This is a genomic window from Luteirhabdus pelagi, assembly GCF_016827595.1.
Lineage (GTDB): Bacteria > Bacteroidota > Bacteroidia > Flavobacteriales > Flavobacteriaceae > Luteirhabdus > Luteirhabdus pelagi.
In genome coordinates, this window is sequence record NZ_JAECMS010000002.1 from 90,279 (window position 1) to 102,040 (window position 11,762).

The following is an 11,762-nucleotide window of genomic DNA, read 5'->3' on the forward strand; positions in this document are numbered from 1 at the left end:
AGTTATGAGTTATGAGTATATGAGTTACGAGTCACTCTGAACTCCAAACTCCAGACTCTTAACTAGTTTTTTACGCTTCTGCAAGCATTTTCTCACCAGCTTCGATCGCTTCTTCGATCGTTCCTTTCAAGTTAAAGGCAGCTTCTGGAAGATGATCCAATTCACCATCCATAATCATGTTGAAACCTTTGATTGTTTCCTTGATATCTACCAATACTCCAGGAATACCTGTAAACTGCTCCGCTACATGGAACGGTTGCGATAAGAAACGCTGTACACGACGTGCACGACGTACGGCTAGCTTATCTTCTTCAGAAAGTTCTTCCATACCAAGGATGGCAATAATATCCTGAAGTTCTTTATATCGCTGTAACAGCTCTTTTACGCGCTGTGCACAAGCATAGTGTTCTTTTCCTAGAATGTCTTCTGTAAGGATACGAGAAGTGGAATCCAATGGATCCACCGCAGGATAAATACCAAGCTCGGCAATTTTACGAGACAATACCGTAGTGGCATCCAAGTGGGCAAAGGTTGTTGCCGGTGCCGGGTCGGTAAGGTCATCCGCAGGTACATATACTGCCTGTACCGAAGTAATAGATCCTTTTTTCGTAGAAGTAATACGCTCCTGCATCGCACCCATCTCTGTTGCCAGGGTTGGTTGGTATCCTACCGCAGAAGGCATACGTCCTAGTAGTGCCGATACCTCAGAACCTGCCTGGGTAAATCGGAAAATATTGTCGACAAAGAACAGTACATCTTTTCCTTGTCCGTCGCCTGCTCCGTCACGGAAATACTCAGCGATTGTTAATCCAGACAAGGCAACACGTGCACGTGCTCCAGGTGGTTCGTTCATCTGACCGAACACAAAGGTTGCTTTACTTTCTTTCATGGCCGACTTGTCTACTTTCGTCAAGTCCCATCCACCTTCTTCCATCGAGTGCAAGAAGCCTTCACCATATTTAATAATGCCAGATTCCAACATCTCACGAAGCAAGTCGTTCCCCTCACGAGTACGCTCTCCTACTCCAGCGAATACCGAAAGACCACCATGACCTTTCGCAATGTTGTTAATCAACTCCTGAATCAATACGGTTTTACCTACACCGGCACCACCGAAAAGACCAATCTTACCACCCTTTGCATACGGCTCGATAAGGTCGATTACCTTAATACCCGTAAACAATACTTCGGTAGAAGTAGAAAGATCCTCGAATTTTGGTGCTTCACGGTGAATCGGCAATCCATTCTCGCCTTCCTTGGGAAGGTTTCCGATACCGTCGATTGCATCTCCAATTACATTGAACAAACGACCGTAAACATCTTCACCAATCGGCATTTGAATAGGAGCTCCGGTTGCAACAGCATCTACACCTCGGCTCAGTCCGTCGGTAGAATCCATAGAAATGGTTCGAACGGTATTTTCACCAATGTGCGATTGTACTTCCAGTACCAACGTGGTACCGTTGAATTCAACTTCCAAACTATCATAGATCTTAGGAAGCTCGGCATCGTTAGCAAACGCTACGTCTACCACAGGGCCAATAATCTGTGCAACTTTTCCTGTAACTTGTGACATTATATAAGTGTTTATTTTTTAGTACTGTTAGGAGGCTCAACACCTACCCTAAAAATCGCTGCAAAGATAGTTTTTTCTATTCTAATAACACAATGGAAAATTGTTATTTTTCTTAGTGTGGGGGCTGCACTTTCGCCAAGGCTACAGCGCACCGCGCTATTCGCTGCAACGCTTCGCCATTCGGCTGCAGGGTTTCCGCTGCTACAAGCCTGCCTGAGGCAGGTCGCTGCCCCGATAGCATTTTGTTTTCTATTGCTTCACCACTCGAACGGCGGCCTGTCCATTTACTCGTGCCATATACAGCCCTTGTGAAAGGCTTGAAAGATCGATGGTCACCGTCCTTTCTCCGATGGCATCAAAAGCTAAGAGTTGCTTCCCTGTAATATCGAATACTTCAATCGTATCGATAGGCATTGTTTCTAACTGAAACGTAACCAAACTAGAAACGGGATTTGGAAAGACGCTAACGGAGGCACTATTATTGGCAGGTAATTGTAGCGGCAATGTTTCATCCCGAACGATAAACAATCCTCCATTATCCGAAAAATTGGTAATGGCAATATTGTTGCTTTCAAAAAATGGATAAACATTCCAGGCTCCCGGATCGCCAATACTGGCACTCGTATTATCATCTGCCGGCCACGTATCGAATACGCCTATTTCCTCCATATTCATGTTCTCGACATCGCTCAGGTCTATCACCCGCATTCCCGCAGTATACGCAGCTAAATACGCCTTATCATCTTTCACATATACATTATGGTCTACGGCAGGTGTTTCACCCAAATATTGCATATGCACAACTGGATTATCGAGGTCTGTAAAATCCATTATGATTAACCTCAAATCATTTCCTACGAAAATTTCGTCTAATTCATCGGTAACGATGAAATAGTGTTGGTCTTCGGTAAACCACCCTTGATGAGCATACGTTGCGTTATTATAACTCAAAGTTGCTATGGTTTGGGGACTTCCCTTATCCGTAACATCTACAATAACGACTTCATTCTCGTTGCTCCCCACAAAAATCTCACGTCCCTGATAATCGGGATCCGGACCAATATAGGTAACAATCTGTGCATCGTGCGAATAATCATCGGCACTATGTCCTCCAGCAGCAACCGGATTTGTTGGGTCCTGGATATTTACAAAATGGGCACCGCCATTAAAGGTATCGCCGCCTAGGGCATACGCAAATCCTGAGTCTTCATTAATAGCAATATTATGGGCGCTTCCGAAACCCGTATATAACGCATCAGCGGAAAAGGTTTGGGGTGGATTGGTGACCTCTCTTAATTTGGTTAAATCGAATACCTGCATTCCATGATTTTCAATCTCGCTTACGATAAAAGTATGGTTCTGATACACCTTCATATCCCTCCAATTACCCCATAATGCATCTTGACCATTAGAGGGAAGCTTTCCTAAATAAACAGGATTAACAGGATCGGTAATATCGATAAAAGCGGTTCCGTTGTTCAAACCCATCAGTACATATTCCTTTCCATCTTGAGGGTCGGTCCAACCCCAGGAATCGTTTCCGGATTCGGCATCAAAGTTGGATAATGGTATTTGGCTCATTAGCGCATAGCCTTCACACGGAAAATCGGCAGACAACCCATTCTCACATGGCGTTTGGGCGTTTACAATGGACAACGAAAGAAGAAATAAAAAAGTAAAATGTTTCATTTGAAGGATTTTGAGTTGCTAAATGTAGCCAATTATTTCAGTGGTTCGCAATACGATCGAATGTTATCTGAAAATAAGGTTAGGACTCGTTGCTGCGTTGCATCGTTTCTATCTATTATTCTCCCATCTATTTCCACAACTGGCGTTAACTCGCCCATAGTACCGGTGGCAAACACCCCATCCGCGTTATAGAATTGTGTCAGCGAAATATCGGCTTCAACAATAGGGATAGTATTCTTTCGGCACATTTCAATGACGGTTCCACGGGTAATACCAGGCAAGCAAGCGTGAGCAAAAGGGGTATAAACAACACCATCTTTCACCATAAAAAGATTGCTTCCATTCAATTCGGCAACAAAACCACGCTCGTCCAGCATCAATCCCGCATCTTTTCCCGCCACATTTGCCTGTATTTTCGCGATGATATTGTTCAGCAAATTGTTATGATGGATTTTGCTGTCCAAAAACTGTGGGGCATTTCGACGTTGACTGCTGCTAATAACCTTAATCCCGGAAGCATTGTCATAGACCAAAGCTTTCCATTCGGCAAGCACGATCAAACACGGCCCCGATTGGTTTACTCTTGGGTCCATTCCGCTGGTAATCTTTTCACCTCGTGTGAGTGTTAGTCGAATATGAACATCGTCGGTCATTTCATTGGCCTCCAATGTTTTTTCAATTGCCGCTTTTATTTCATTTTTGCTCGGAATATCACTAAAATGAAGTGCTTTCGCACTTTCATGCAGTCGCGTTAAGTGTTTCTCTAAGCATACAATTCCTTCGGGATATACCCGTAAGCCTTCCCAAACCGCATCGCCACCCTGTACCGAACTATCAAAAACCGAAACCTTGGCTTTTTCTCTGGGATACAATTGATCCTTTATAAATACCTGAATATTGTTATTGCGTTCGTCAAATTTTTGAAGCATGGTTTAGTCGTTTTTTAGGGCGTGTTTGTAAAGTGAATTATAAAGCGGTTCAGCCTCCTCAACAAGTTTCTGAAGTCTTTTTTCCAATGTCACATCGATGCTCTGTTGTTTTTCAAATCCGGTCGATTTATGGACATTCCCATACCAATAAGTGGCCCACATGCCATCTTCAATAATGCCACCAATAGACCAATGCAACATATCTTCTTGAAACGGTAGCCCCATTTCGTTAAAGAGCAGTTGCAGATAGCGTTTCGGATTCTTCATCAGTTCGTCACTATCGATAACGATAGGTTTTTTATCGTGCTCACGCAGGTATCGAAATAATTGCAACGCCTTCTGATACCCGATATCTTCGAGGGTGGGTTCTTTGATCTTTTTAGAAAATGAAGCGATTAAATTTTGTGGCTTTCGAATTAAGATAACATTGGTCCAATTCAATAGGAAGTCAGGCCTTTCTGGTAAAATATGATGCGCCATTCCCTTAACAAAAACGTTCTTTACGGTCGCCTGATTTTCGATTCCTTCGATAATTTCATTCAACTTCTTTGGCATACTCCCCATTATTTCATCTGCGATGGGATGCTGTTCTTTTCGATCGGAATGATTCAGATAATATGCGTAAAAAGGTTCATCCAACACTTCAAAATTGCTGTGTTGGGCGAAGGAGTACATCAGCGCTGTCGAGAGGTTCCGCGGTCCTGAGAGTAGATTCACAATGGTGTTCATGCCACTAAAATAATCAATTCTTTATTTTCAACTACTCTTCACCCCAAAACAAAAAAAGCGCTTCTTCATAAAAGGAAACGCCTTCTGTAATACTATTTTTTCGTTGCTACTATTCCACCGTCACCGACTTTGCCAGGTTCCGTGGTTGGTCGACATTCTTCTCCAACATTACCGCAATATGATAGGATAGTAATTGCAGCGGGATCGTATTGATTAAAGGTGAAAGGGCTTCAGGTGTTAAGGGCACTTCAATAATATAATCGGCCAAGTCGCGAACAGTTGTATCCCCTTCTGTAACTACAGCAATGATCTTTCCTTTCCGCGCCTTGATTTCTTCAATATTGCTTACCACCTTATCGTAATGGTTGCTATTGGTAGCAATAACCACTACTGGCATTTGTTCGTCGATAAGTGCAATTGGACCGTGCTTCATCTCTGCAGCAGGATACCCTTCTGCATGGATATACGAAATCTCCTTAAGTTTCAGGGCCCCTTCCAAGGCAACTGGAAAATTATACCCTCTTCCCAAATAAAGAAAATTTGCCGCCGACTTGAATACCTTTGCTATTTCAACGATTTTTTCGTCTCCTTGCAGTGCTTCTTCAACACTATCCGGAATCATGTCTAATTCACGAAGGTGCTTGATATAATCGCTTTGCGAAATAGTTCCTTTCGACTTTGCAATTCGCAACGCCATCATGGTTAATACTGTAATTTGAGTCGTAAACGCTTTGGTAGATGCCACCCCGATTTCGGGTCCGGCGTGCGTGTAAGTACCACTATGTGTTTCACGGGAAATGGTTGACCCTACCACATTACAAACACCGTAAACGAAAGCCCCCTTTTCCTTTGCCAATTTAATTGCCGCCAGAGTATCGGCCGTTTCACCACTTTGTGAAATGGCGATGACCACATCATTTTCAGTGATAATAGGATTTCGATATCTAAATTCCGAAGCATATTCTACTTCCACTGGAATTCTCGCCATATCCTCGAAAATGTATTCTGCTACCAAACCGGCGTGCCATGAAGTTCCACAGGCTACGATAATAATTCGATCTGCATTTACGAATTTCTTGATGTAGTCTTCAAGACCTCCTAATCGGATAATGCCTTGATCGGCCAACAATCTTCCACGATAGGTATCGTGAATCACCTTTGGCTGTTCGTAGATTTCCTTCAGCATAAAGTGCTCGTAGCCGCCTTTTTCAATCTGCTCTAAATTAAGCTGAAGCTCTTGAACGTATGGGTTTTCGACTAATTTATCATTTTTAATCTTACGTACGCGTACTTCACGTCCGAGGCGCACGATAGCCATTTCTTCATCCTCTAGATAAATGGCATTATTGGTAAATTCAATAAACGGCGTCGCATCGCTGGCCACAAAAAATTCATCGTCACCAATTCCAATAGCCAGAGGACTTCCTAGTTTCGCTACAACGATCTCATCGGGTTTATTGCGGTCGAATACAGCAATAGCATACGCACCTACTACTTGGTTCAAAGCAATTTGGACTGCCTTCCCAAGCTTTACATCTTCCTGCTTTTTAACTTCCTCAATTAAATTTACCAATACTTCGGTATCGGTATCGCTTGTGAATGTATACCCTCGATTTTGGAGCTCCTTCTTTATAGACGAATAATTTTCGATTATCCCATTATGGATAATAACTAAATCGCCACTATTTGAGTAATGTGGGTGACTGTTAACATCGTTAGGGACGCCATGGGTCGCCCATCGAGTATGGCCAATGCCTAAATTACCCCTGAGCGGTATATTCTTTTCTGCCTTGGCCTCAAGTTCAGAAACCTTTCCCTGTGTCTTACACAATTGGATTTCCTTTCCATCATACAATGCTATTCCAGCACTATCATAGCCACGGTACTCCAAACGCTTCAATCCATTTAAGACAATAGGATAGGCGTCTTTTTTTCCGATATAGCCTACAATTCCACACATAATATTTTCTAGTTAGGTTCAGTATAATATAACTGCAATTTCAATCGTTTTTCCTCATCGGGAGAATTATTCCCGTGGAGCACCGTACCGTATGGGGACAATAGAGCAGGTCCGGGTATTTCTTGAAGTTGCAAATTTTCTTGCATAGGTCCTTGTATACCAGTATTCCTTACAGATCTAAAGTTACTGATATTGACATTATTGGTAACGACTAAGCCTAAAGGCACATTTGTAGAATCATTGTTAATAAGATTGCTAACATGAGTACTTATTCGAACCTTATAGTAGTCTCCATTTTCATCTGAGTCGCGCTGTAGAGGCTCTAGGTGAAGTGTTCTAGCTAAGCTAGGATCACTTGCCACGGTTGGATCTAACACATAATCGATCAATACGGTTCCATTTGTGGCATCAAAAATCATGATACGCTCAGGCTCCGTTGAAAGTGGCGATACTTTTTCTTGATCAACATAGAATATCAGATTAGCTTCGTTAACTAATAATTCTCGATCGCGTAAATCCTCCAATTCATCTGCTACTCCATTACCGTCCAGATCCTCGCCGAAAAGATTGATTATAGCTGCAATATTTGGTCCACCTTTTAAATAGAGTGTTTCTGTGCCATTTTCAGAGTCTTGATTTTCAATGGCGCTAACCACATCTTGGTTCAATTCCGTATTAAAAGTGTTAATTCCTATACCGCCGTACAAATTCAATCGGAAGGAGTCCTGCTCGAAAACTGGTGGATCACCCACTTCCTCCGGTTCCAATTGATAAGTATAATATAGCGTTATATACGCCCCTGGGAATCCTGCATTGGGGTTCGCAATGGGGTTGAACAAAAACATATTCCCTTCATTGTTCGGATTATTTACCTTGAAGTAAAGTCCACGAAGATAATCTCTAAAATTACTATTGCTAATTAAATTGTTGGAACCTTCTTGGTCGATGATTTTTTCCTGAAAGTATTCGGTGGGTAATAGCACCCGCAATCCTGGATCCAAGGTTTCCGTAATAGAATCCTGCCCCTCGACCTCCTCCACCAAGTCTATGGCCTCATCATTTGGTACGAAATCGCTGATTTCATAAATTAATTCTCCCAATTGCGCCGATGATTCGAACAAACTTCCTTGATTTGAGTAGTACTTTTGAGGTTTTTCAAAATTACTATTCGGGTCTAAATCGCGAAGAAAATAGTTCGACTCATAAATTGAAATATTTATTGACTCTTCACCATACACCGAATCCAATTCGAAGGTTGTATCCTCGCCGTCAGTGGTACTCTGACTATAATATGGAATATATAACGATACACTATCGAGTGTAGCATTATTACCAAAAGTAGGTTCCGTTGAACTTAACAATACCTGTGTTAGATAATTGGAAGTAGTCTTCCCATATACAGGATCGTAGTACGTTCCTAATTGATAGGATGAAAGTCCATTACTCTGGACCGACCTTAAGATTTTATTGTACGCAACCACTGTTTTGGTCTCATCGGGCTCTTGGATCAAGGTGTTATCGCCCACTATTTCCGATCCTAATACGTCAAAATCCTCTTCACAGGAGGCGAAAAAGGTTATCGCCACTATCAATGCCATCATTCCAGGCAGGAAATGGGTTCTTTTCATAAGCAATTTTAAAATTCTGAAAATGTGTTTTTACAATACTTTGTTCTCGTAAAAATCGAGATACGCCTGAGCAAACTCTTCTCTTTTCTGGTAAGGCAGCACCGGTTTATCGATCTCTTCGATGTAGTCTTCCAACTCTTTAGGCAGTTCTTCCGACCCTTTCACAACAGCATCACTATTGGCTACAGCTACCTTCATCAAGTTTTCATAAGTAGACTCTTTAAGGTTGGCAACTGCGTCGTCTTCCATACCGTCGAACAACAATTTCTCTGTTACATTATCTGCTAACGTTCCAGGAAAGCCTTGATTGTATACAGAAGTAATTATTTTACTGTTTTCAAACAATGGTTCGGTTCCGTAGTAATTTCTGAGATATAATGGTAAAAAAGAGGCCAGCCACCCATGGACATGGATAATATCGGGGCCCCAATTCAATTTTTTTACAGTTTCAATAACACCTTTAGCAAAGAAAATAGCTCGCTCGTCATTATCGTCAAAATAATTGCCATCTTCATCGGCGTAAGTAGCTTTTCTTTTAAAATAATCGTCATTGTCGATAAAATACACCTGCATCCGCTCCTTAGGTATAGAAGCTACTTTGATGATAAGCGGCATATCCAAATCGTTTACAACTAAGTTCATTCCGCTTAAGCGGATTACTTCGTGCAATTGATGGCGGCGCTCATTGATATTTCCATACCTAGGCATAAAAATTCGTATTTGGCCACCGTTATCATTGACCATTTTGGGAGCTTCAAACGACATCGAAGAAATCTCGGTCTCTGGGAGGTAAGGAATTACTTCTGAAGACACATACAAGATTCTTTTATCTTTCATACAGGTTTACTTTATTGGCTATCGGTTTCAAAAGTGCAAAATTACGAAAATTTATGTAGATTGCCCGCAATCTGCTAATTTTGGCACGGATAGACAGTATTACATGAAGCTTCACAAAACAAGAGAGTCGCTATTAGACACCCTCTCTTCCTACAGACAAAATAAGACTATCGGCTTTGTACCTACTATGGGAGCCCTTCATCGTGGTCATTTGGCGTTGATATCGCAGTCTGTTTCCGAAAACGATATCACGGTTGTGAGTATTTTTGTGAATCCGACCCAATTTAATAATCAGGCCGATTTGGAAAAATATCCAAGGACGCTTGAAAATGATCTTCAATTACTAAAAACGCTTAAGGGAAACCTTGTCATCTTTGCGCCAACAGCTGAAGTTGTATACGACCAAAAGGTATTGTCGAAATCGTACGATTTTGGCGGATTGGAAAATGAAATGGAAGGCAAGCATCGCCCAGGCCATTTCGACGGAGTTGGCACCGTACTCAACATCTTTTTTAGACTCATTCGGCCAAATCGTGCTTATTTCGGTGAAAAGGACTTTCAACAACTTCAAATCGTCAAGAAGCTGGTTGAGATTGAAATGCTTAATGTCGACGTTATCGGCTGTCCAATTGTCAGGGAAGCGAATGGCTTAGCCCTTAGCAGTCGCAATCAACGACTGTCACAAGAGGAAAGAGAGGAAGCCGCTCTATTGTATCAAACACTCGTTCAGATTCGTGAAAATTTTGCTAATTCTTCTTTGACAGAATTGAATGCAATGGCCTCTGAAGCATTTACCAATAACGATTTTCTTTCACTCGAATACTTTGAAATCGCCAATGCTACTACATTGAAAACTGCGGAAGAGAAAAATCATAATGTTCCTTATCGCGCTTTTCTAGCGGTTTTTGCAGGTGATGTTCGGTTAATTGATAATATGCAGGTCTCTCCATAATAATTTGGGCATGTCTTTTGCTCATTTTCTATGGGATATTCGAATCTGATAAAAAAGAATCCCTGAATTTTTGTTTTAACCCCTTTTATTATCTTTGCACCATGCAAATACACGTTGTAAAATCGAAGATTCACCGCGTAAAGGTTACTGGAGCCGACCTCAACTATATCGGCAGTATTACCATAGATGAAGATCTGATGGATGCCGCAAATATTGTGGAAGGTGAAAAAGTGCAAATCGTCAATAATAACAACGGCGAACGTTTGGAAACCTACGCAATACCCGGTCCGCGCAACAGCGGTGAAATCACCTTAAACGGCGCAGCTGCTCGCAAAGTAGCCCCTGGCGATGTTTTGATATTGATTACCTATGCGATCATGGAGGTTGAAGAAGCCAAAAAATTCTCTCCTGCCTTGGTCTTTCCTAATGAAGAAAACAATCTGTTAGAATAAGGGTGTCGAAGTCACTCTCCAAATTTCTGAAAATTGCCATACCCTTAGCCTTGGGGATTTTTTTGGTGATTTATTCCTACTTAAAATTTACCCCGGAACAATTAGCTGAAATACAACAGTATTTCCAAAAAGCCGACTATGGCTTTGTAGCATTATCGGTGGCCTTAAGCATCTTGAGCCATATGTCGCGTGCCTACCGATGGAACTATTTGTTGCAACCCTTAGGGTATCGCCCGCACTTTCTAAATAATTTCATGGCGATTTCCATAGCATACCTCATGAACCTCTTTATTCCGAAGAGTGGTGAGATATCGCGAGGTGTGGTGGTCAATAAATATGAAGGGATCCCTTTCGATAAAGGCTTTGGCACCATCATTTCGGAACGTGTGGTCGACTTGCTTTTTTTGTTTCTGTTAACCGTACTGGCGCTCTCCTTAGAATTTGACACCCTATATGGATTCCTGACGTCCGAAATGGAACCTCAAAAAATATTGTACTTATTGGGAGCGATGGTTGTCGTAGGCATCATATTCCTTGCTTTTTTAAAGCTATCGAACTCGACACTTCGAAATAAGATTGTAGGATTTCTAAAGGGACTTAAGGAAGGTGTGCTTAGCATCTTTAAGATGAAGCACAAAATAGCGTTCCTTTTTCATACCGTACTCATTTGGAGTCTTTACCTATTATCCTTTTATGTAGCACTTTTCGCATTACCTGAAACAACCTATATACCCTTGGGAACGATTATTATCGCCTTCGTAGTAGGAAGTTTCAGTTTCGCTTTTACCAACAGTGGCTTTGGAACCTATCCTGTTTTTGTAGCTGGTATTTTAGCACTTTTCGGTATTTCGCTAACCGCTGGAACGGCCTTTGGATGGATTGTATGGTCGTCAAATATCGCATCGATTATCGTTTTTGGCGGACTATCCTTTCTATTTCTTCCGCTGTTCAACAAGAATCGAATCGTAAGAGAAGGATAGTTTCACTTTTTCAAATTTTAGTATCTTTCG

The 11,762-nt window shown here is 41.8% G+C and carries 10 protein-coding genes; 3 read left to right on the top strand and 7 right to left on the bottom strand.

Going from position 1 to position 11,762, the window contains the following annotated elements; all coding sequences use genetic code 11:
* Positions 1-70: 70 nt before the first annotated feature.
* The 7 genes from atpD to I4Q58_RS05215 form a co-directional block, all read right to left on the bottom strand.
* Positions 71-1,576, bottom strand: coding sequence for a F0F1 ATP synthase subunit beta (gene atpD, locus I4Q58_RS05185; RefSeq protein ID WP_203294523.1), 1,506 nt, complete (start codon positions 1,574-1,576; stop codon positions 71-73).
* A gap of 249 nt (positions 1,577-1,825) precedes the next feature.
* Positions 1,826-3,265, bottom strand: coding sequence for a choice-of-anchor B family protein (locus I4Q58_RS05190; protein WP_203294526.1), 1,440 nt, complete (start codon positions 3,263-3,265; stop codon positions 1,826-1,828).
* 32 nt (positions 3,266-3,297) lie between these two features.
* Positions 3,298-4,194, bottom strand: coding sequence for an aminotransferase class IV (locus I4Q58_RS05195; RefSeq protein ID WP_203294528.1), 897 nt, complete (start codon positions 4,192-4,194; stop codon positions 3,298-3,300).
* A 3-nt stretch (positions 4,195-4,197) separates the two neighbouring features.
* A complete protein-coding gene (locus I4Q58_RS05200; RefSeq protein ID WP_203294530.1) occupies positions 4,198-4,923 on the bottom strand; it encodes a sulfotransferase-like domain-containing protein in 726 nt (241 codons plus the stop codon).
* A gap of 109 nt (positions 4,924-5,032) precedes the next feature.
* The gene (gene glmS, locus I4Q58_RS05205) at positions 5,033-6,883 is read right to left on the bottom strand and encodes a glutamine--fructose-6-phosphate transaminase (isomerizing) (protein ID WP_203294532.1); all 1,851 of its coding nucleotides are present in this window, start codon (positions 6,881-6,883) and stop codon (positions 5,033-5,035) included.
* 8 nt (positions 6,884-6,891) lie between these two features.
* Complete coding sequence (locus tag I4Q58_RS05210; RefSeq protein ID WP_203294534.1) at positions 6,892-8,511, bottom strand: DUF4270 domain-containing protein; 1,620 nt, start codon at positions 8,509-8,511, stop codon at positions 6,892-6,894.
* A gap of 30 nt (positions 8,512-8,541) precedes the next feature.
* A complete protein-coding gene (locus tag I4Q58_RS05215; RefSeq protein ID WP_203294536.1) occupies positions 8,542-9,348 on the bottom strand; it encodes a glycogen/starch synthase in 807 nt (268 codons plus the stop codon).
* Positions 9,349-9,451: 103 nt separating this feature from the next.
* Here I4Q58_RS05215 and panC point away from each other — a divergent pair, with 103 nt between their 5' ends.
* From panC to I4Q58_RS05230, 3 genes are all read left to right on the top strand, one after another.
* Positions 9,452-10,300, top strand: a complete 849-nt coding sequence (gene panC, locus I4Q58_RS05220; protein ID WP_203294538.1) for a pantoate--beta-alanine ligase — start codon at positions 9,452-9,454, stop codon at positions 10,298-10,300.
* 101 nt (positions 10,301-10,401) lie between these two features.
* Positions 10,402-10,752, top strand: coding sequence for an aspartate 1-decarboxylase (gene panD, locus I4Q58_RS05225; RefSeq protein ID WP_203294540.1), 351 nt, complete (start codon positions 10,402-10,404; stop codon positions 10,750-10,752).
* 2 nt (positions 10,753-10,754) lie between these two features.
* Positions 10,755-11,732: a lysylphosphatidylglycerol synthase transmembrane domain-containing protein gene (locus I4Q58_RS05230; protein ID WP_317194047.1), complete on the top strand. Its 978-nt coding sequence runs from the start codon at positions 10,755-10,757 to the stop codon at positions 11,730-11,732.
* Positions 11,733-11,762 lie beyond the last annotated feature (30 nt).

Coding starts and splice junctions, on each gene's coding strand:
- panC (WP_203294538.1), top strand. CDS start 9,452: ATGAAGCTTCACAAAACAAGAGAGTCGCTATTAGACACCCTCTCTTCC.
- I4Q58_RS05215 (WP_203294536.1), bottom strand. CDS start 9,348: ATGAAAGATAAAAGAATCTTGTATGTGTCTTCAGAAGTAATTCCTTAC.
- I4Q58_RS05190 (WP_203294526.1), bottom strand. CDS start 3,265: ATGAAACATTTTACTTTTTTATTTCTTCTTTCGTTGTCCATTGTAAAC.
- I4Q58_RS05200 (WP_203294530.1), bottom strand. CDS start 4,923: ATGAACACCATTGTGAATCTACTCTCAGGACCGCGGAACCTCTCGACA.
- I4Q58_RS05210 (WP_203294534.1), bottom strand. CDS start 8,511: ATGAAAAGAACCCATTTCCTGCCTGGAATGATGGCATTGATAGTGGCG.
- I4Q58_RS05195 (WP_203294528.1), bottom strand. CDS start 4,194: ATGCTTCAAAAATTTGACGAACGCAATAACAATATTCAGGTATTTATA.
- panD (WP_203294540.1), top strand. CDS start 10,402: ATGCAAATACACGTTGTAAAATCGAAGATTCACCGCGTAAAGGTTACT.
- atpD (WP_203294523.1), bottom strand. CDS start 1,576: ATGTCACAAGTTACAGGAAAAGTTGCACAGATTATTGGCCCTGTGGTA.
- glmS (WP_203294532.1), bottom strand. CDS start 6,883: ATGTGTGGAATTGTAGGCTATATCGGAAAAAAAGACGCCTATCCTATT.